Origin of the sequence: Mycobacterium paraintracellulare (genome assembly GCF_000276825.1) — a bacterium.
Lineage (GTDB): Bacteria > Actinomycetota > Actinomycetes > Mycobacteriales > Mycobacteriaceae > Mycobacterium > Mycobacterium intracellulare.
Genome location: NC_016948.1, coordinates 3,292,946 through 3,312,629 on the forward strand (window position 1 = coordinate 3,292,946; position 19,684 = coordinate 3,312,629).

The window sequence follows — 19,684 nt, forward strand, 5'->3', positions numbered from 1 at the left end:
AGCCTCAATGGCTGAGCTCGGCAACCTGGCAGGCACGCATGGCGCGGAATGGATCGCCCGGCCGCCCCACGAGGAACTGCAGCCCAAGGTGCGTCCGCTGCTGCCCTCGGACGACCCGTTCTACCAGCCGCCGCTGGGATTCCAGCACGCCGAGCCCGGGACGGTGCTGCGCTCGCGCGACGTCGAGTTGGCCTTCCTCGGCCTGATCCCGCAGCCCATCAAGGCCGTCCAGCTGCTCTACCGGACCATGGACATGCACGGCCAGCCGGAGGCGACCGCGACGACGGTGATCGTCCCGACCGACCTCGCCCCGGGGCGTCCCTGCCCGGTGCTGTCGTACCAGTGCGCGATCGACGCCGTGTCGTCGCGCTGCTTCCCGTCCTATGCGCTGCGCCGCCGGGCGAAGGCCCTCGGGGCGATCGGCCAGTTCGAGCTCTTCCTGATCGCCGCCGCCGTCGCCGAGGGCTGGGCCGTCTCCGTGCCCGACCACGAAGGCCTGCGCGGTTTGTGGGGGGCGCCGTATGAGCCCGGCTACCGGGTCCTGGACGGCATCCGGGCCGCGCTGGGCTCGGAGCGGCTCGGGCTGTCCAAGTCGGCCCCGATCGGGCTGTGGGGGTACTCCGGGGGCGGCCTGGCCAGCGCGTGGGCCGCCGAAGTGTGCGCCGAATACGCGCCGGAACTCGACATCGTGGGCGCGGTGCTCGGCTCGCCCGTCGGGGACCTGGGCAACACCTTCCGGCGGCTCAACGGCAGCTTCCTGTCGGGCTTGCCCGCGCTGGTGGTGGCCGCGCTCGCGCACATCTATCCCGATCTGGACCGGGTGATCAAGGAGCACGCCAACGAGGAGGGGCGCGCCCTGCTCGACTCGCTGGAGAAGATGACGACCGTCGGAGCCGTCGTCCGCATGGCCGGCAAGAACATGGGCGACTATCTCGACGAGCCGCTCGAGAAGATCCTGTCCACCCCGGAAGTCTCGTACGTCTTCGACCACATCAAGCTGGGCGCCGCGGTCCCGACGCCACCGGTGCTGATCGTGCAGGCCGTGCACGACTACCTGATCGACGTCCACGACATCGACGTGCTGGCCGACGCCTATTCGGCGGGCGGTGCGCGGGTCACCTACCACCGCGACGCGTTCAACGAACACATGATGCTGCACCCGCTGTCGGCGCCGATGACCTTGCGCTGGCTGACGGACCGCTTCGAGGGTCGCCCGCTGACCGAGCACCTGGTGCGAACCACCTGGCCGACGATGTTCAACCCGATGACCTACATCGGCATGGCCCGGCTGTTCAAAATCGCGGCCAAGGTGGTCACGGGCCGCAGGATTCGCCGCCGTCCGCTATGACACGGCCGCTTCCGCCGCGCCGCCCCGTCCCACGGGCAGCGCGTCGGAGGCCCGGCGCTCCGGCGGCAGCGCCCCCAGGTCGTCACGGGCGTCCGCGGCCACCCGCACGGCGTACACCAGCGCGGCGACGCCCACCGGCCACATCAGGCTGACCGCGATCTGCAGGGGACGGTCGGAGAAGAACACCGGCGGCGCCTGGGTGACGTAGGCGACGGACGGGCTCTTGCTCAGCGGCACCGCGTCGAAGTCCAAGGCGCCGTAGGCGAGCCGCACCAGCCCCGCCCCGACCGCGGCGGCCGCGGCGGCGGCGGTCAGCATGCCGACCGACAGGGCGACGACCATTCCCGGGCCGCGGTGCTGTTGCCATTGCCACGCCCACACGGACGCGACCACCGCCAGCACGGTCAACAGGCCCAGCATCAGGGCGGGGGCGACGAAGAAATGCTCGGACTCGTTGCCCAGATAGTCATGCACCCGCTCGCCGGAGCGGGTGAGCGCCACCACGGCGCGGATCGGCGGCGCGATCCACGCCCACAGCGCGCCGATCAGCAGACCGGTCACCGCCGAGCCAGCCGCGACGAGCACGAGCGCGCGCACCCGCGCCCGGCGGGTTACGGCGACGGGCGGGGCCGGGGCGTCCGGGGTGGCCTGCTCGCTCACCGTTGCGCCTCCAGGTCGGCGGAGTCGACCTCACCGTGGCGCGAGCAGCGCGCCCGCCACCCGTCGGGGCGGACCTGCACCACCATCCGGCGCCCGCACGCCGCGCAGAACCGGGGCGGCTCGAGGCCCAGCTGAGCCGCTGTCGGCACGGCGGTGCCCCCTAACTCGCCGGTGTAGACGTTGTAGACGCCGGCGCTGACCGCAGCACCCAGATCGCCAACCACAAGTGTCCAACCCTAGCCGCGGCGAGTCGCTTACAAACTGGCGTTGAGCCCCTTGAGGGGCATCTGCAGGTCGCCGAGCAATTCCAGGTCGGATTCGGCCGGACGGCCCAGCGTGGTCAGGTAGTTGCCGACGATCACGGCGTTGATGCCGCCCAGCATGCCCTTCTTGGCGCCGAGGTCGCCCAGGGTGATCTCGCGGCCGCCCGCGAAACGCAGCATGACGCGCGGCAGCGCCAGCCGGAACGCGCCGACGGACTTCAACGCCTCGCTGGCCGGCAGCACCTCCAGGTCGCCGAACGGCGTGCCCGGCCGGGGGTTGAAGAAGTTCAGCGGGACCTCGTCGGGTCCGAGTTCGGCGAGTTCGGCGGCGAATTCGGCGCGCTGCTCAAGGGATTCGCCCATGCCCAGGATCCCGCCGCAGCACACCTCCATGCCGGCGTCGCGCACCATCGACAGCGTCTCCCAGCGCTCCTCCCAGGAGTGGGTGGTCACGACGTTGGTGAAGTACGAGCGCGCGGTCTCGAGGTTGTGGTTGTAGCGGTGCACACCCATGGCCGCCAGCTGCTCCACCTGCTCGGCGGTCAGCATGCCCAGCGAGCAGGCGATGTTGATCTCGACCTCGTTGCGGATCGCCTCGATGCCCGCCGCGACCTGGGCCATCAACCGCTCGTCGGGACCGCGAACCGCGGCCACGATGCAGAACTCGGTGGCGCCGGACTTCGCGGTCTGCTTGGCCGCCTCGACCAGGCTGGGGATGTCGAGCCGGGCGCTGCGCACCGGCGATTCGAACAGGCCGGACTGCGCGCAGAAGTGACAGTCTTCGGGGCAGCCGCCGGTCTTGAGGCTGATGATGCCCTCGACCTCGACCTCGGGGCCACACCAGCGCATCCGCACCTCGTGGGCCAGCGCCAGCAGTTCGTCGAGCCGGTCGTCGGGCAGCCGCAGCACCTGCAGGACCTGGTCGCGGCTCAGGCCCTGGCCGTCCTCCAGCACCTGCTGCCGGGCCACCGCCAGGATGTCCTCGCCGTTGCCGGTTTCGGCCGTCGGTCGGGTTGCCGCTTGGGTCACCAGGTACTCCCTTGCCTCTTTCTCGTGTCCGCGCGTGGGGACACATCTGCCCCGTGGTGGTGGCAGCCGGAATGAAAAGGTGTTCAAAGTAGGGTAACGGCCGAAGAACTCCGCCTATCCCTGGGTATACGACCATGGTGACCCCGCACGTCGAATACCTGGCGCACCACTACCTGCTGTTGGCGGCGCCGGCATTCCTGCCTGCGGTGATCGTCGTCGCCGTCATCCTGTACATCGCGCTGCGCGACCGCCGCGAAGGCCGCAACGTCACGGGCGCCACCAAGGCCACCTCCGACGCGTCGAAACCCGACACGCCCGATCAAGAGCGTGATTGACGGGCGCCGGATCTGGGCATTAAACAAACAATCACGAACCTACTTGACAGTAATAAGCGGTTGACTTCAATCGGATCTTCCGGGGCAGCCCGGCGCGAGTGGGAGGCACGACGATGCGGCCGAATGAACTGACGATTGTTGCTGAGGCACCGGCGCGCGGTGCGGGGTTGGACCAGGTGATCGGGCTCTCGATCGCCGCGGTGGTGATCACGTTGCTGATGCTGTGGGTGGGCCACGCCCACCGCACGCACCGCATCACCTGGTTGGCCCGCCTCGCGGACAAGGTGGGCGAAAAATTCCACCGACCGAGCTGGGTCGCCCTGCCGGTGCTGGTGTTCACCACATCGATCATCTGCGCGCTGTTCGGCTTCATCTGGGACGTCAGCTGGCATATCGGCAACGGCCGCGACCCCGGCCCGCTGGCCAACCCGGCGCACTACTTCATCATCATCGGGCTGTTCGGCATCTTCCTCGGCGGGATGACGGCGGTCGTGCTGCCCTTCGAGCAGCCCGGCCCGGCGGCGGTGCGCATCACCCGGAACTGGCAGGCCCCCGTCGGCGGTGTGCTGATGGCCGGCTGCGGCCTGTACGCACTGATCGGGTTCCCCCTCGACGACATCTGGCACCGCATCTTCGGCCAGGACGTAACACTTTGGGGCCCAACGCATTTGATGATGATCGGCGGCGCCTGCTTCTCGCTGTTCGCGGTGCTGATGCTCGAGCGCGAGGGTGAGGCCCAACTGGGCGCCGACGTCCTGCACGGCGCGTTCATCACGTTCCTGCGCTACCTGTCGTTCGGCGGCATGTTCATCGGCTTGTCGGTCTATCAGATCGAATACGACTTCGGCGTCGAGCAATTCCGCCTCGTCCTGCAGCCCATGATGATCGCCGCCGCGGCGGCGCTGGCGGCGGTGGCCGCCCGCATCACCATGGGACGGGGCGCGGCCCTGATCGCGGCCGTCTTCGCCATCGCGCTGCGCGGTGGTGTGGCATTGCTGGTCGGGCCGATCCTGGGGGCCCCGATCAACTGGTTCCCCCTGTATCTCGGCCCCGCGCTCGCGGTCGAGTTGATCGCGCTGACTCCGCTGATCAAGCGCCCCATCGCATTTGGCGCCGTCGCGGGCCTCGGTGTGGGGACCGTCGGGCTGTGGCTGGAGTCGCTGTGGATCGCGGCGGTCTACCACTACCCGTGGCCGGTCGGCATGTGGGGCGAGGCGCTGGCCATGGCGGTGCCGGTCGCGGTGCTGATGGGCATGTGCGGCGCGCTGTTCGGCATGGTGCTCACCGGCCAGCGGCTCCCCGGCCGCGCCGCCGGCATCTCGGTGGTGGTGGTCACGGTGCTGGTGATCGGCGGCGCGGTGGCCAACGGCCTGCACATCGTCGTGCCGCGCCAGAACAACGCCGCCATCGCGCTGACCGATCTGCCCGCGGCGCCCGGGCAGCGCATGGTCTCGGCCGACGTCCAACTGCAACCGTCCGACATGGTCGGCCGGCATCCGGAGTGGGTGACGATCCTGTCCTGGCAGGGCCGGATGGAGAACAATCGCGGTCTACAGATCGACGAGCTCGAGCAGGTGGGTCCCGGGCACTACAGGTCGACGCGCCCGCTTCCGGTGTGGGGCACGTGGAAGACGCTGTTGCGGGTTCAGGACGGCTACACGATGACCGCGGTGCCGATCTACGAACCGGCCGACGAGGCGATCCCGGCGCCCGAGGTTCCGGCGTTGCCGGCGATGAACCGCCCGTTCGTGCAGGAGATCACGATCCTGCAGCGCGAACGCGACCAGAACGCGCCGGTGTGGCTGTTCACCGCCGGCTCGATCGTGGTGCTGTTCATGACGCTGATGGTCATCGCCGGCCTAACGTGGGGTGCGGGGCGGCTCGGCAACGCCGTCACCGAGCCGGAGCCCGTCGAGGACAAGCAGCCCGCTCCCCGGGCGGCGTAGGGCGATGACGATTCGCGGCACTCTCCTCGCGGCGTGGGTGACGGCGCTGGTCTGCGGGCTGGTCGCCTGCGGCGGTTCCACCGACAAGTCGCCGGCGGCTCCCCTGGTGATCGACGTGACCATCGCCCACGGTCAGGTGACCCCGACCAACGCCACACTGCAGGCCAAGGTGCGCCAGCAGATCACCCTGCACGTGACCAGCGACGCCACCGACGAGCTGCACGTGCACTCGACGCCCGATCACAAGTTCCAGGTCGCGGCGGCGCCCCACCAGACGTTTGACTTCGCCGTCGAGGTGCCCGGCAACGTCGCGGTGGAACTGCACCACCTCGACCGGACCATCGCCACCATCCAAGTGCAGCCGTGACCTCCGCCCACGCGGCGGTGGTGCTCGCGCATGGGCTCGGCGGGTCGGGCGACCTTCCGGTGCCGTACGCCTACGCGATGGTCGGGGCGGCATGGGCGCTGACGTTCACCTTCGCCCTGGTCGCTTTCGCCTGGCGACAACCGCGGTTCGATCCGCTGAAGCCGGGCAGGCCCTTGCCGGCGGCGCTGACGGCGTTCGTCGACGCCCGGGCGAGCCGCTGGGCGGCCGCGGCGCTGGCGCTGGTGTTCGCGCTGTGGGCGGTGTCGGCCGGGATCTGGGGCCCCCAGTCGGAGACCAACGCGCTGCTCGGCGCGTTCTACGTGCTGCTGTGGGTCGGGCTGGTGGCCCTGTCGCTGGCCTTCGGGCCGGTGTGGCGGGTGATTTCGCCCATGCGCACGGTGTACCTGCTGCTGCGCCGCGTCACGCCGCGGCGGATCGGCCGGCCGCGGCGGTCCTACCCGGAAGGCTGGGGCTACCGTCCCGCCGCGGTCGGCCTGTTCGCGTTCGTCTGGATGGAACTGGCCAGCCCGAACTCGGCGTCGCTGCCCTGGATCAGGACGTGGATCGCCGCCTACGCCGTGCTGATGCTCGCCGGGGCCTGGCTGTGCGGGCAGCGCTGGCTGGCGCGCGCCGACCCGTTCGGCGTGTACAGCATGGCCGTCTCCCGGCTCTCACCGTTTCGCCGCAATCGGGAGACCGGGCGGATCGTCGTCGGCAACCCGCTCGACCATCTGCCGTCACTGCCGGTGCGTCCGGGCGTCGTCGTGCTGCTGGCGGTGCTGCTCGGGTCCACCGCCTTCGACAGCTTCTCGTCGTCGCCGACCTGGCGCGGCTTCGCCGATCGGCTCACGCGAGACGTCGGCGTGTCCCCCACTTTAGCGTCGTCGGCGCTACGCACCGCTGGGCTGATTGTCTTCATTTCCGTTGTGGCGGTGACGTTTTCGTTGGCCGCGCGGGCCACCGGCGGCGTGGACCGCGAGCGGCGCCGCGCGCTGCCCGGCCAGATGGCGCATTCGCTGATCCCGATCGTGGTGGGCTACATCTTCGCGCACTACCTGTCGTATCTGGTGGAGCGCGGACAGCAGGCGGTGTTCGCGCTGGCCGACCCGTTCGGCCGCGGCTGGAACCTGTTCGGCCTGGCGCACTTACACGTGGCCTACGTGTTGTCCATGCATCCGCCGCTGCTGGCGGCGATCAAGGTGATTTGCGTGGTCACCGGGCACATCGTCGCGGTGATCGCCGCCCACGACAAAGCCCTGCGACTGCTGCCCGCCGGCCATCAGCTCACCGGACAGCTGACCATGATGCTGGTGATGGTCGGCTACACCTTCACCGGTTTGTATCTGCTCTTCGGTGGGTAGGCGTTGCGGCGTGCGCTCCTCCGTAACGCGAACCCTGACCGAACTCGATTGATGGCGGGGCGCTCGACCGAGCCGGTCCCCCCGGACGAGCAGAACCCGGCCCGGACGACGTGGCGTCGCCTACGAGCGCTGTCCCGATTCAGCATTCAGTCCAAGGTGATGCTGATGCTGCTGGTGGCCAGCCTGGCGTCGCTGGGAGTGATCGGAACAGTCGAATACGTCGCGGCGCGCAACGCGCTGTTGCCCGCGGCCTCCGAGCGGATGACCCAGATGCGCGCGGCGCAGAAACGGGCCATCGAGACCCTGTTCTCGGATCTGTCGGATTCGCTGGTCGTCTACAGCCACGGAACCACCGCGTTGGACGCGGTGCGCGAGTTCACCGCCGGCTTCGACCAACTGGCCAACGCTCCCGTCGACCCCGGGCAGCAACGCGCGCTGGTGGACTTCTACACCAAAAAGCTGATCGAACCGATCGAGCGCGACACCGGCAAGAAGCTGGCACTCGACGCCGTGCTGCCGAGCAACAACGCACAGAAGTACCTGCAGGCGCACTACACCGTGGCGGCGAATCGGTCCTCCAATCAGACGGGCTCGGCGCCCGACGACGCCGGCGACGGCAGCGCATGGTCGGCCGCCAATGCGCGGTTCAACGACTACTTTCGCGAGATCGCAACCCGATTCGAGTACCGGGACGCGCTGCTGCTCGACACCCGCGGCAACGTCGTCTACAGCGTGAAGAAATCCGCGTCCCTCGGTACCAACGTCCGCACCGGCCCGTATCGCCAATCCAACCTGCGCGACGCCTACGAGAAGGCGATGGCCGCCAACTCGGTGGACTTCGTGTGGATCACCGACTTCGCGCCCTATCAGGCTCAACTCGGTCAGCCCATCGCGTGGTTGACGGCACCGATCGGTCCACCCGGCAACGCGGCCGGGGTGCTGGCGCTGCCCCTGCCGATCGCCAAGGTGAATCGGATCATGACCGCCGACAAGCAGTGGAAGGCCGCGGGCATGGGCGACACCGCCGAAACGTATCTCGCCGGTCCGGACCACCTGATGCGCTCGGATTCGCGGCTGTTCCTCGAGGACCCCCAGCGATACAAACGGGATGCGGTCGCGGCCGGAACCCGGCCGGCCGCCGTCGACACGGCGATCAGGTGGGGCGGCACCACGCTGGTTCAGCCCGTGGCCACCGCGGCGGTGCGCGCCGCCGACCGCGGAGAGTCGGGAACCCTCACCGACACCAGCTATCTGGGCCGGCGCGAACTCGCCGCCTACGCCCCGCTGTCCGTGCCCAATTCCGACCTGCACTGGTCGATCGTCGCGACCAGGGAAACCGCCGAGGCCAACGCCCGCGTCATGTCGCTCACCCAGACCCTCGTGATCACCACCACCGCAATGGTTTTCGTTATCTGTGTGGCGGCGCTGCTGGTCGCGCAGATCTTCGTGCGACCCATCCGCAGGTTGCAGGCCGGCGCCCAGGAGATCGGCGCCGGAAACTACGACGTCGCGATCCCGGTCACCTCCCACGATGAAATCGGGGAACTCACGGCCGCTTTCAACGAGATGAGCCGAAACCTGCAGATCAAGGAAGAGCTGCTGGGCGAACAACGCAAGGAAAACGACCGGCTGCTCGGGTCGTTGATGCCCGAGCCGGTGGCGCGGCGATACCGCGAGGGCGAACACACGATCGCCCAGGAGCACCAGGACGTCACCGTCATCTTCGCCGACCTCGTCGGCCTCGACGAGATCTCGGGCAGGCTTTCCGGGCGCGAATTGGTGGGCATCGTCGACGAGCTGATCCGCGAACTCGACTCGGCGGCCGAATCCCTTGGTATCGAGCCGATTCGCACGCTCCACAACGGCTACCTCGCCAGCTGCGGCCTGAACTTTCCCCGCCTGGACAGCGTCCACCGCACCGTCGAATTCGCTGTCGAGATGAAAGACATCATCGCGCGCTTCAACGCCAGGACGGGCTACCACCTGGCGCTGCGGGCCGGCATCAACACCGGAAACGTCATCAGCGGACTGGTCGGGCGATCCAGCATCGTCTACGACATGTGGGGCGCTGCCGTCAACCTCGCGCATCAAACACGCAGCAGCACAACGCAAACGGGGATTTACGTCACCTCGAAGGTGTACGAGGTGATGCACGACATCCGTCAGTTCACGCCCGCGGGCACCATCACGGTCGGCGGCGTCGAGCAGCAGATCTGGAAGTTGTCGGAAGGGTAAGGGGCAGGGCCGTGACATCCTTGGACTCGTCGTCGCTGTACTGGGCCGCCGGTGTGGTCATCGGGCTGCCGCTGCTGCTGATCGCCCTCACCGAATGGCATCAGAGCCTGGTCCGCAGGGACAGCCCGCTGGCCCGGCCGGCGTTCCTGTTGCGCAGCTACCTGATCCCACTGGGCGCCCTGCTGGTGTTGCTGGTCAACGTCGCGCGGATGCCGGCGCAGTTCACCTCGGTTCGGGTCCTCGCGACGGTGTTCGGCTTCGTGGTGTTGGTGCTGCTGTTGTCCGGGCTCAACGCGACCGTGTTCGAGGGCGCGCCGCAAGGGACGTGGCGCCAGCGCATTCCGGGCATCTTCCTCGACGTGACCCGGTTCGTGCTGATCGGAGTCGGGCTGGCGGTCATTTTCTCCTACGTGTGGGGTGTCCGCGTCGGCGGCCTTTTCACCGCGCTGGGCGTGACCTCGGTGGTGATCGGGCTGATGCTGCAGAACTCCGTCGGCCAGATCGTGTCGGGGCTGTTCATGTTGTTCGAACAGCCATTCCGGATCGGCGACTGGCTGGACACCCCCGCGGCCCGGGGCCGCATCGTGGAGGCGAACTGGCGCTCCGTCCACATCCAGACCGGCCGTGGGCTACAGATCACCCCGAACTCGGTGCTGGCCACCACCTCGTTCACCAACCTCAGCCGCCCGCCCGGGGGCCACCAATTGGCAATCACCACAACGTTTTCCGAGGTCGACCCGCCCGACCGAGTGTGCGCATTGCTGGAACGGGTGGCCAACGCGCTGCCGCAGCGCAGGCCCAACGCCGTGGCAGCCGCGACGCCCGCCGGGGCCGCCGAGTACCTCCTCACCGTCGGGTTGAGGTCGCCCGCAGACGATTCCGCCGCGCAGGCGACGTTTCTGCGTTGGCTCTGGTACGCCGCGCGGCGCGAAGGCCTGCGCCTCGACGGCGCCGAGGACGACATCTCGACGCCCGAGCGCATCGAGAAGGCCTTGCGGACCGTGGTGGCCCCGGCGTTGCGGCTGAGCCAACCGGATCAGCAGGCGCTGACGTCGCACGCCAGGATCGTTCGCTACGGTGCGAACGAGATCGTCGAGCACGCCGGCCGGGTTCCCGACAAGATGACGTTTCTGCTCGCGGGCGGTGTGCGATTGACCGCCACCGCCAGGGACGGAACGGCGGTCGCGGTCGGGGGGCTGGACGAGGGCTCGTTCCTGGGGGTGACCGCGCTGACCCGGCAGCCCAACCTGTCCGACGCGCAGGCGATCGACGAAATCACCGCGCTGGAAATCGATCGCGACCACCTCGTCGAATTGGTGACCAGTAAGCCGCTGCTGCTGCAAGACCTGGGCCGCGCCATCGACGAGCGGCGCGCCAGGGTGCACGAGGCCATGGGGCAGGAGTTCGCACTGTCGGCCACCCCATGAGCCGGGCGGCGCCGCAGCGCGACGAACGCTGATGTGCGGCCGGAGCGCCGGGCCCAGCGGGCGATGTCATCTTGGGCCGGGCGTCCACGGGCGCAGTCGCGGAAACCACGCGGGCACCGCCTGCCGATAGGCCTCGTAGTCGGTCCCGAATTGGCGCTGCAGGGTGGGTTCTTCGTACCAGCGCACGAACGAGGCCGTCACCGCCCACATCACCGCGGCGTAGATGGCCGTGCCGAGGCTGCCGAACAGCAGGGCCTGGCCGACGATGACCACCAGGAGGCCGACGTACATCGGATTGCGGACATACCGGTTGAATGCACTGACGACGAGTCGTCGGGGCGCCGCGACGGGTGCTGGGGTGCCGCCCGCCTTGGCGAACTCCGCAAACGCCGACACCACCGGTACCAGGCCCACACAGATCAGCAGCACCCCGACGATCTGGGCAATCACCCAGTGTGGCAGCGGTTGATGGCAATGCCAGCCGGTGATCAGCCAGGGGATCAGTCCGGCGACGGTCCCCGGGGCGACGAGAAAAAACGCCGCGCTGCCTAGCGCCGCAGTCGTTGTACGCATCATGCTCCCCTTCGCTCAGAGCCTGTAACTCGCGCGTTCCCAATGGTTTTCACGCCAGGTACGGCGACGGCGTCCCGCCGCGGGAAGTCGGGCACCTTGATGACCCGGCGCACGACCCGTCGTGAAACCTGGCACCACATAACTCCCCGACTGCGGAGTTTCTCCGCGTCCAAGCTAACGACATCGGCGGAGATAAGTCAACGACCGTAGAATTTCTGTGCGATGCGCCGATGGGTGGCCCCCGCGCCCCGCCATACCGCGTTTGCGGTCGCCACTAACCGATCAGGTGCTCGACCTTCTTGTTGCCGTCCCAGCGGCGCAAACCCGCGAAGCTGCCGTCGATCTGGGCGGGCCGGCCCGCGATGCGCAACGCGCGGCCGAGTTGGGCGCCGCCGACCCGGCGGGCGATCGTGACGTGCGCGGTCCATTGACCGGGCAGGCTGTTGGGCATCGGGCCGGGCACCAGATGCGGGGCGCACAACTCGTGCACCCGGGCGTGCAGGGCCAGCAGCTCGCCCGTCGGCACCACGAGCCGCGCGAAAACGGCGCTGCCGCGGCCGAACAACACCGGCGCGCCGACGAGGCAGCCCAGCGGCAGCCGGTTGCTCAGCGGGGCCAGCAACGGGTCGACGTCGGCGGCGATGCCCTCGGCCACCGCCAGCGTCACGTGCGGGCGGCTGGCCGGCGCCTGGCTGGGAATTCCCGCCGCCGCCAACGCTTCCCAGATGTTTCGGATCGCGGCCTCGGTGTCGCGGTCGAAGGTCAGCTCGATGGAGTGGACCATCAGCCGGCCAGCGTGGCGACCCAGTCGCGGTCGAATGCGCCTGCGCACAGCGCCGCGAAGTCGGCCGCGTCCAGCGACGCCGCCCCCGCGGGCAGCGCGGCGCGCAGCGCGGCCAACCGGGCCAGCGCGGACCGGTTGGACGCCTCCACCACCCCGGGGCACCGGGGCCACGCCCCGATCACCAGCCCGGCGCACGAAACATTGTGTGCGGCAAGTGATTCCAGCGTGAGCGCGGTGTGGTTGAGGGTGCCCAGCGACGGGCTGACCACCACCAGCGCCGGGGCGCCGAGCGCGACGGCGAGATCGCGTGCGGTGACACCGTTTTCGCCGAGTTCGACCAGTAGGCCCCCGGCGCCCTCGACCAGCGTCAGCCGCCCCGGCCGGTCCAACTCCCCGATGAGCCCCAGTAGCTGCTCGCGGGTGGGCAGCGGCATCCCGGCCTGCTCGGCCGCGGCCACCGGCGCCAGCGGCTGCGGGTACCGGGCGAACCCGGCCAGCTCGGTCACCCCGGACAGCCGGCCCACCTCCGCGAGGTCGTCGTCGCCGTCATCGGTGCCGGTCTGGACCGGTTTGCACACCGCCACGTCGAGGCCGGCCCGGCGGGCGTGGCAGGCCAGCGCCGCGGTGACGACCGTCTTGCCGACCCCCGTGTCGGTGCCGGTGACGACCAGGACCGTCACCGGGGTGCCCTAGCCAAGCCCGGCGAGCACGTCGGTGAGCACCCGGCGCGCGAGGTCCAGCTCGGCGTCGTCCAGCGACGCGCGCGCGGTCAGCCGCAGCCGCGAGGTGCCGGCGGGCACGGTCGGGGGCCGGAAGCATCCGACCCGCACGCCGGCGTCCAGGCAGGCGGTCGCGGCGGCCACCGCCACGTCGGGGTCGCCGAGGATCACCGACACCACCGCCGACTGCGGTAGCTCGCGTACCCCGCAGGCCTCGGCGAGGATGCCGGCATGGCGCAGCACGGCGTCCGCGCGCCACGGTTCGGCCCGCAGCACCCGCAGCGCGGCGCGCGCGGCACCCACCGCCGCCGGGGCCAGTCCGGTGTCGAAGATGAACGTGCGCGCCGAATCGATCAGATGGGCGCGCACCGACGCCGGCCCGAGCACCGCGCCGCCCTGGCTGCCCAGCGCCTTGGACAGCGTGGTGGTCATGACCACGTCCGGCGCACCGGCCAGCCCGACCTCGTGCAGCAGCCCGCGCCCGCCGCCGCGCACCCCGAGGCCGTGCGCCTCGTCGACGATGAGCAGGGCGCGATGCCGACGGCACACGTCGTGCAGTTCGCGAAGCGGCGCCAGGGCGCCGTCGGTGGAAAACACCGCTTCGGTGAGGACGACCGCGCGTTCCTCGTCGCGCGATCGCAGCGCCGCCTCCACGGCACCGACGTCGCGATGCGGCGTCACCGCCACCCGGGCCCGCGACAGCCGGCAGGCGTCGACGAGCGAGGCGTGCGAAAGCTCGTCGGACACCACCAGCGAACCCCGGCCGGACAGCCCGACGACGGCGCCCAGGTTGGCCGCGTAGCCCGAGGAGAACAGCAAGCCCGCGGCCGCCCCGGCGTAGTCGGCGAGCTCGGTCTCGAATTCCTCGTGCAGTTCGGTGTCGCCGGTGACCAGGCGGGACCCGGTCGCCCCGGCGCCCCACAGGCGCAGCGCAGCGACCCCACCGTCGATCACGTCGGGGTGTTGGGACAACCCCAGGTAGTCGTTGGATGCCAGGTCCAGCTCGGTGGCGACGGCGGGGCGCGGCCGCAGCGAGCGGCGCAGCCCGGCCTCGCGGCGCTGCCGTTCCACCGCCTCCAGCCAGGCCAGCGGGGAGACGTCGATCGGTGCCTGCGGGGAGGCGTTCATAGGGGCTCAGCCTAGTGGCGATCGCCAGCGCGGCCGCGGCGACCGCCAGCGCGGCGACGCCGGGCGCAGCGGGTCGCCGCATAGTCCACGCCGGGCGCAGCGGGTCGCCGCATAGTCCACGCCGGGCGCAGCGGGTCGCCACCGCTAGCCGACGAGGCGGGCGACCTGCACCATCGCCGAGGCGATCCGGGAGATCTCGTCGGGCGTGCAGATGTAGGGCGGCATCGCGTAGACCAGGTTGCGAAACGGCCGCAGCCAGACGCCGTGGTCCAGCGCCGCCGGCGTGGCGACGGCGAGGTCAACGGGGCGCGCGCATTCGATGACGCCGATGGCCCCGCGCACCCGGACGTCGGTCACGCCGGGCAATGCGCGGGCGGGTTCGAGCCCGGCCGCCAGCCCGGTGCCGATCTCGGCGACCCGCGACCGCCAGTCCTGCCCGAGCAGCAGCTCGACGCTGGCCACCGAGACCGCGCAGGCCAGCGCGTTGGCCATGAACGTGGGCCCGTGCATCAGCGCGCCGGCCTCGCCGGCGCTGATGGTGTGGGCGATCTCGGTGGTGCACAGAGTGGCGGCCAGGCTCAGGTAGCCGCCGGTCAGCGCCTTGCCGACGCACATGATGTCGGGGCTGACGCCGGCGTGGTCGGCGGCGAAGAGCTCGCCGGTGCGGCCGAAGCCGGTGGCGATCTCGTCGAAGATCAGCAGCACGTCGTGCCGTCGGCAGATCTCGCGCAGGTCGCGCAGGTACCGCGGGTCGTGGAAGCGCATGCCGCCGGCGCCCTGCACGACGGGTTCGACGATGACCGCGGCCAGTTCGTCGGCGTGGCGGGCCAGTTGCGCCTCGAACGCCGCGCTGTAGGCGGCGTCGTAGTCCCGGGGCACCTGCGGGGCGAACACCTGCCGGGCCAGGATGTCGGTCCACAGCGAATGCATGCCGCCGTCGGGGTCGCAGACGCTCATCGGGGTGAAGGTGTCGCCGTGGTAGCCGCCGCGCCAGGTCATCAGCCGGTGCTTGCCGGGCCGGTCGAGGCTGCGCCAGTACTGCAGCGCCATCTTCACCGCCACCTCCACCGACACGGATCCGGAGTCGCTGAAGAACACCGTCTCCAGGCCGGCCGGGGTGATCTCGACCAGCAGCTGGGCCAGCCGGGCCGCGGGCTCGTGGGTCAGTCCGCCGAACATGACGTGGTTCATGGCGCCGAGCTGGGCGGACAGGGCCGCGTCCAGGACCGGGTGGCCGTGCCCGTGGATCGCGGTCCACCAGGAGCTCATGGCGTCGAGCGCCTCGACGGGTTCGCCGTCGCGGATCAGGGTCAGCCGGGCGCCGTGCGCCGCGACCGCGACGACGGGTGCGATGGATTCGGCGCCGATCGTGCTGTACGGATGCCACAGGTGCGCGGCGTCGATCGCGCTGATCTGCTCGGGCGTCAGCCCGGCCTTGGCCGCGGGCATAGTGATCGAGGGTAAAGCAGCCGATTCGCGCAAACCCGGGCCGTCGGGAAGCATGGGACATCATGGCCACGCCGCAGCAGCCCGACAGCGCAGGGCCCGCACCCGACCTGGTGGATTACGACGCCGAGGCCCCCGGGGCGCCGCGGGTGATCCGGGTGCGGCTGGCGGTGTGGGACGTCGTCTGCACCGTCACCCTGCTGGTCCTGCTCGCCGTGCTGGCCACGGCGACGACCTGGCCGTCGCGGCTTTTCGGCTTCCTGGCGCATGTCTGCGCGGACGAGACCTGCGGGCCGGTTCCCTTCGGGCTGGATCTGTACATCCACCCGGTGGTGTGGGGCGGGATCGGGGCGGCCCTCACCGCCGCCGTCATCGGCCCGGTGGTGTCCATCCTGAAGGGCTGGTACATGTCTTTCTGGCCGGTTCTGGCTCTGGCGCTGGTCATGGTGAGCTCGGCGGCGGGAACGATGCTGACCTTGTTCAGCGAACGCTATTGGCTCTGATCGGGCCGGCGTCTCCGCCCCGTGACGGGATGGCTACGTCGTAGCCGGCTGAGACCGAAATCACAACTGCGCATACGGGATTGGGCCGCGCCAGTCACCGTCCGGTCACGGTACGACAAATAATCCCCCGGGGCCCTGGCGGCTAACACCATCTGTTGTCAAAGTTACGGTTGTGACTGATGTGAATACGGCCCTCTGACGGGCCGCTTCACTACGCAAGTGCCATGGACGGCGCGGCCCCAGCGTGGGGGCCGTCGCCCGATCCATGAACCGGGGGCGGACGCGCGAGGTCACCGCGTCGAGGCCCCACGAGCGCCTGAGAGGCCAGAAACATGAAACGCATCTACGCCCTCGCGATCGGTTTGGCCCTGCTCGGGGCGCCGATGGTGGTTCCCACCGTCGCGACCGCCGACCCGGGCGCCAGGTCGATGGACTATCAGCAGGCCACCGACGTGGTGATCGCCCGCGGTCTGTCGCAGCGCGGCGTGCCGTTCTCCTGGGCCGGGGGCGGCATCAACGGCCCCACCCGCGGCACCGGTACCGGCGCCAACACCGTCGGTTTCGACGCCTCGGGGCTGATGCAGTACGCGTACGCCGGTGCCGGCGTGAAGCTGCCGCGTTCCTCCGGGGCGATCTACCGCGTCGGCCAGAAGATCCTGCCGCAGCAGGCCCGCAAGGGTGACCTGATCTTCTACGGACCCGACGGCACGCAAAGCGTCGCGATGTACCTGGGCAACAACCAGATGCTCGAGGTCGGCGACGTCGTGCAGGTCTCGCCGGTACGCGCCAACGGCATGACGCCCTACATGGTCCGCATCCTCGGCGCTTCCGCGCCGACGCCACAGGCCCCGGCTCAGCAGCTGCCCACCCAGCAGGGCCCGGCTCAGCAGGCGCCGACACAACAGGCGCCGACACAACAGGCGCCGTTGCAGCAGGCGCCGTTGCAGCAGGCGCCGGTGCAGCAGGCGCCGGTGCAGCAGTCGCCGTTCACGCAAGCGCCGCAGCAGCAACTGCCCACCCAGCAGGCGCCGCTGCAGCAGGTCCCGACGCAACAGGCGCCGCTGCAGCAGGTCCCCACGCAACAGGCGCCGGCGCAGCAGGTGCCGACCCAGCGCGCGCCGTTGCAGCTGGCACCGACACAACAGTCGCCGTTACAGCAGGCGCCCGTGCAGCAGCTGCCCACCCAGCAGGCCCCGTTGCAGCCGGCGGGCGCCGGTCTGACCCGGTAATTCCCACGGGTCGTCCGCTGCCTTCCGACGCCCGCCACTCGCTCCCCCGCCGCGCGCGGTCGGGAACGGGTGGCGGGTTTTGGGTAAATTAGCGGTCGATCATGCAGACCCCGACACGTCCTTCCGCACCGATCGCCGCCGCCGATCCGGGGGACTCGGGGGCGCCCACCGCGGAATCCTGGGGATCGCAGGGGTTCTATCGCGACGACCTCGACGGCTTGCGCGGCATTGCGATCGCGCTCGTCGCCGTGTTCCACATCTGGTTCGGCCGCGTCTCCGGCGGTGTCGACGTCTTCCTGGCGCTGTCCGGATTCTTCTTCGGCGGCAAGGTGATCCGCGCCGCGTTGAACCCGGCGGTCACCCTGTCGCCGGTGGCCGAGGTGATCCGGCTCGTCCGTCGCCTCGTTCCGGCCCTCGTCGTCGTGCTGGCCGGATGCGCGGTGCTCACCATCCTGGTTCAGCCGGAAACCCGCTGGGAGGCCTTCGCCGACCAGAGCCTCGCCAGCCTCGGCTACTACCAGAACTGGGAGTTGGCCAACACCGCCTCCGACTACCTGCGCGCCGGCGAGGCCGTCAGCCCCCTGCAACACATCTGGTCGATGTCGGTGCAGGGCCAGTTCTACGTCAGCTTCCTCGTCTTGATCGCCGGCCTGGCGTACCTGTGCGGGCGTCGGCCGGGCGCCCGGCTGAAGAACGTGTTCCTGGTGGTGCTGAGCGCGCTGACGCTGGCCTCGTTCGTCTACGCGATCATCGCGCACCAGGACAACCAGACGGCCGCCTATTACGACAGCTTCGCCCGCGGCTGGGAGTTGCTGCTGGGGGCGCTGGTCGGAGCTCTGGTGACCCGCATCCGTTGGCCCATGTGGTTGCGCACCGCGCTGGCGACGGTCGCGCTGGGCGCGGTGCTGTCATGCGGGGCGCTCATCGACGGCGTGCGCGAGTTCCCCGGCCCGTGGGCCCTGGTGCCCGTCGGCGCCGCCATGCTGCTGATCCTCGTCGGAGCCGGCTCGACGGGCGAGCGCGGCGCCGAGCGCCGGCTGCCGCTGCCCAATCGGCTGCTGGCGACGCGTCCGCTGGTCGAGCTGGGCGCCATGGCGTATTCGCTCTACCTCTGGCATTGGCCGCTGCTCATCTTCTGGCTGTCCTATACCGGTCACAAGCACGCCACGTTCCTCGAAGGCGCGGTGTTGCTGGTGGTGTCGGGCGTGCTGGCGTACCTGACCAACCGGCTCGTCGAGGACCCCCTGCGCTACCGGGCCGCCTCGAAGCCGGCACCCCGTCCGGCCGCGCCGACCACCCGGTGGCTGGCCCGCCTCCGGCGACCGACGCTGGTACTGGGATCGGCGGTCGTGCTGCTGGGCGTCACGCTGACGGCGACGTCGTTCACGTGGCGGCAACACGTCACGGTGCTGCGGTCGGCCGGTAAGGAGCTCAGCGTCCTCAACCCGCAGGACTACCCCGGCGCACGGGCCCTGACCGAACGCGTGCGCGTACCGAAACTGCCGATGCGGCCCACGGTCTTGGAGGTGAAACAGGACCTGCCCGCCTCGACCAAGGACGGGTGCATCAGCGACTTCGTCAACCCCGCGGTGGTCAACTGCACCTACGGCGATGCCGCCGCCGAGCGCACGATCGCGCTGGCGGGCGGGTCGCACGCCGAGCACTGGCTGCCCGCGCTGGACATCCTGGGCAAGCTGCACCACTTCAAGGTCGTGACGTATCTCAAGATGGGCTGCCCGCTATCGACCGAGCAGGTCCCGCTGATCATGGGCAACAACGCCCCCTACCCGCAGTGCCGCGAGTGGGTGCAACAGACGATGACCAAACTGGTCACCGACCGGCCCGACTACGTCTTCACCACGACCACCCGGCCGTGGAACATCAAGTCCGGCGACGTGATGCCCGCCACCTACATCGGTATTTGGCAAACGTTGTCCGACAACAACATTCCCATCCTCGGGATGCGAGACACCCCGTGGCTGGTGAAGAACGGCCAGCCGTTCGACCCGGCGGACTGCCTGGCCAAACGGGGCGCGACCGCGCAGTCATGCGCGATCAAGCGGTCCGACCTGCTCTCCGACCGCAACCAGACCCTCGACTTCGTCAGCCAATTCCCGCAGCTCAAGGTGCTCGACATGTCCGACGCGATCTGCCGCGCCGACGTGTGCCGCCCGGTCGAGGGCAACATCCTGGTCTACCACGGCGCCCACCACCTGTCCCCCACCTACATGCGGACCATGGCGCCGGAACTGGGCCGCCAGATCGCCGAGAACACCGGCTGGTGGTGAACCGCCTCGCGGACCGCCGTACGTTCGTGAGGATCCCGCGCCG

At 70.0% G+C, this 19,684-nt stretch carries 17 protein-coding genes and 1 pseudogene; 10 read left to right on the plus strand and 8 right to left on the minus strand.

Translation table 11 applies throughout. The features are described 5' to 3' along the window. Positions 1-7 precede the first annotated feature (7 nt). A complete protein-coding gene (locus OCQ_RS15100) occupies positions 8-1,348 on the plus strand; it encodes a lipase family protein (RefSeq protein ID WP_009954672.1) in 1,341 nt (446 codons plus the stop codon). Here the strand turns inward: OCQ_RS15100 and OCQ_RS15105 are convergent. The 3 genes from OCQ_RS15105 to bioB are packed head-to-tail and all read right to left on the minus strand — an operon-like array spanning position 1,343 to position 3,300. After that, complete coding sequence (locus OCQ_RS15105; RefSeq protein WP_014385127.1) at positions 1,343-2,008, minus strand: DUF2567 domain-containing protein; 666 nt, start codon at positions 2,006-2,008, stop codon at positions 1,343-1,345. The two genes, OCQ_RS15100 and OCQ_RS15105, sit on opposite strands and share 6 nt — an antisense overlap. Further along, positions 2,005-2,232, minus strand: coding sequence for a biotin synthase auxiliary protein BsaP (gene bsaP / locus OCQ_RS15110; RefSeq protein ID WP_008257787.1), 228 nt, complete (start codon positions 2,230-2,232; stop codon positions 2,005-2,007). Before bsaP ends, OCQ_RS15105 begins: the two co-directional genes overlap by 4 nt. A gap of 30 nt (positions 2,233-2,262) precedes the next feature. Then, positions 2,263-3,300 (minus strand): biotin synthase BioB, encoded by a 1,038-nt coding sequence (bioB, locus tag OCQ_RS15115; RefSeq protein ID WP_009954669.1) that lies wholly within the window; start codon positions 3,298-3,300, stop codon positions 2,263-2,265. A gap of 134 nt (positions 3,301-3,434) precedes the next feature. On the opposite strand from bioB, the gene OCQ_RS15120 reads away from it, so the two are divergent. From OCQ_RS15120 to OCQ_RS15145, 6 genes are all read left to right on the plus strand, one after another. Continuing rightward, positions 3,435-3,635 carry a hypothetical protein gene (locus OCQ_RS15120; RefSeq protein WP_009954668.1) on the plus strand — a complete coding sequence of 67 codons (201 nt, stop codon included), beginning with the start codon at positions 3,435-3,437 and terminating at the stop codon, positions 3,633-3,635. 113 nt (positions 3,636-3,748) lie between these two features. Further along, positions 3,749-5,581 carry a hypothetical protein gene (locus OCQ_RS15125; RefSeq protein ID WP_041785706.1) on the plus strand — a complete coding sequence of 611 codons (1,833 nt, stop codon included), beginning with the start codon at positions 3,749-3,751 and terminating at the stop codon, positions 5,579-5,581. Between the two features lie 4 nt (positions 5,582-5,585). Next, positions 5,586-5,948, plus strand: coding sequence for a hypothetical protein (locus OCQ_RS15130; protein ID WP_014385129.1), 363 nt, complete (start codon positions 5,586-5,588; stop codon positions 5,946-5,948). Next, positions 5,945-7,309: a hypothetical protein gene (locus OCQ_RS15135; RefSeq protein WP_014385130.1), complete on the plus strand. Its 1,365-nt coding sequence runs from the start codon at positions 5,945-5,947 to the stop codon at positions 7,307-7,309. The genes OCQ_RS15130 and OCQ_RS15135 overlap by 4 nt, the downstream gene beginning before the upstream one ends. A gap of 51 nt (positions 7,310-7,360) precedes the next feature. Beyond that, a complete protein-coding gene (locus tag OCQ_RS15140; RefSeq protein WP_014385131.1) occupies positions 7,361-9,544 on the plus strand; it encodes an adenylate/guanylate cyclase domain-containing protein in 2,184 nt (727 codons plus the stop codon). Positions 9,545-9,555: 11 nt separating this feature from the next. Beyond that, complete coding sequence (locus OCQ_RS15145) at positions 9,556-10,971, plus strand: mechanosensitive ion channel domain-containing protein (RefSeq protein WP_038536589.1); 1,416 nt, start codon at positions 9,556-9,558, stop codon at positions 10,969-10,971. Positions 10,972-11,037: 66 nt separating this feature from the next. Here the strand turns inward: OCQ_RS15145 and OCQ_RS15150 are convergent, their stop codons facing one another. The 5 genes from OCQ_RS15150 to OCQ_RS15170 all read right to left on the minus strand — a co-directional run bounded on the left by OCQ_RS15150 (position 11,038) and on the right by OCQ_RS15170 (position 15,624). Beyond that, on the minus strand, positions 11,038-11,547 hold the full coding sequence (locus OCQ_RS15150) for a methyltransferase family protein (protein ID WP_009954662.1): 510 nt from the start codon (positions 11,545-11,547) through the stop codon (positions 11,038-11,040). Positions 11,548-11,818: 271 nt separating this feature from the next. Next, positions 11,819-12,328 carry a 2'-5' RNA ligase family protein gene (locus OCQ_RS15155; protein ID WP_009954660.1) on the minus strand — a complete coding sequence of 170 codons (510 nt, stop codon included), beginning with the start codon at positions 12,326-12,328 and terminating at the stop codon, positions 11,819-11,821. Further along, positions 12,328-13,008 (minus strand): dethiobiotin synthase, encoded by a 681-nt coding sequence (gene bioD, locus OCQ_RS15160; RefSeq protein WP_014385133.1) that lies wholly within the window; start codon positions 13,006-13,008, stop codon positions 12,328-12,330. Before bioD ends, OCQ_RS15155 begins: the two co-directional genes overlap by 1 nt. Before the next feature lie 9 nt (positions 13,009-13,017). Continuing rightward, entirely contained in the window at positions 13,018-14,175 is a 1,158-nt protein-coding gene (locus tag OCQ_RS15165) for an 8-amino-7-oxononanoate synthase (protein WP_014385134.1), read from the minus strand. Between the two features lie 144 nt (positions 14,176-14,319). Then, positions 14,320-15,624: an adenosylmethionine--8-amino-7-oxononanoate transaminase gene (locus tag OCQ_RS15170; protein WP_014385135.1), complete on the minus strand. Its 1,305-nt coding sequence runs from the start codon at positions 15,622-15,624 to the stop codon at positions 14,320-14,322. 62 nt (positions 15,625-15,686) lie between these two features. Here OCQ_RS15170 and OCQ_RS15175 point away from each other — a divergent pair, with 62 nt between their 5' ends. From OCQ_RS15175 to OCQ_RS15185, 3 genes and pseudogenes are all read left to right on the plus strand, one after another. Beyond that, positions 15,687-16,124 carry a hypothetical protein gene (locus OCQ_RS15175; protein WP_008257820.1) on the plus strand — a complete coding sequence of 146 codons (438 nt, stop codon included), beginning with the start codon at positions 15,687-15,689 and terminating at the stop codon, positions 16,122-16,124. Positions 16,125-16,456: 332 nt separating this feature from the next. Further along, positions 16,457-17,122, plus strand: a pseudogene (gene ripD / locus OCQ_RS15180) (NlpC/P60 family peptidoglycan-binding protein RipD); the annotation flags it as partial. 332 nt (positions 17,123-17,454) lie between these two features. Next, positions 17,455-19,641, plus strand: a complete 2,187-nt coding sequence (locus OCQ_RS15185; RefSeq protein WP_014385137.1) for an acyltransferase family protein — start codon at positions 17,455-17,457, stop codon at positions 19,639-19,641. Positions 19,642-19,684 lie beyond the last annotated feature (43 nt).

Bases quoted from the DNA above. Each gene is read 5' to 3' on its own strand.
- OCQ_RS15100 (WP_009954672.1), top strand. From the start codon at position 8: ATGGCTGAGCTCGGCAACCTGGCAGGCACGCATGGCGCGGAATGGATC.
- OCQ_RS15120 (WP_009954668.1), top strand. From the start codon at position 3,435: ATGGTGACCCCGCACGTCGAATACCTGGCGCACCACTACCTGCTGTTG.
- OCQ_RS15125 (WP_041785706.1), top strand. From the start codon at position 3,749: ATGCGGCCGAATGAACTGACGATTGTTGCTGAGGCACCGGCGCGCGGT.
- OCQ_RS15130 (WP_014385129.1), top strand. From the start codon at position 5,586: ATGACGATTCGCGGCACTCTCCTCGCGGCGTGGGTGACGGCGCTGGTC.
- OCQ_RS15140 (WP_014385131.1), top strand. From the start codon at position 7,361: ATGGCGGGGCGCTCGACCGAGCCGGTCCCCCCGGACGAGCAGAACCCG.
- OCQ_RS15150 (WP_009954662.1), bottom strand. From the start codon at position 11,547: ATGATGCGTACAACGACTGCGGCGCTAGGCAGCGCGGCGTTTTTTCTC.
- OCQ_RS15155 (WP_009954660.1), bottom strand. From the start codon at position 12,328: ATGGTCCACTCCATCGAGCTGACCTTCGACCGCGACACCGAGGCCGCG.
- OCQ_RS15165 (WP_014385134.1), bottom strand. From the start codon at position 14,175: ATGAACGCCTCCCCGCAGGCACCGATCGACGTCTCCCCGCTGGCCTGG.
- OCQ_RS15170 (WP_014385135.1), bottom strand. From the start codon at position 15,624: ATGCCCGCGGCCAAGGCCGGGCTGACGCCCGAGCAGATCAGCGCGATC.
- OCQ_RS15175 (WP_008257820.1), top strand. From the start codon at position 15,687: ATGGCCACGCCGCAGCAGCCCGACAGCGCAGGGCCCGCACCCGACCTG.
- OCQ_RS15185 (WP_014385137.1), top strand. From the start codon at position 17,455: ATGCAGACCCCGACACGTCCTTCCGCACCGATCGCCGCCGCCGATCCG.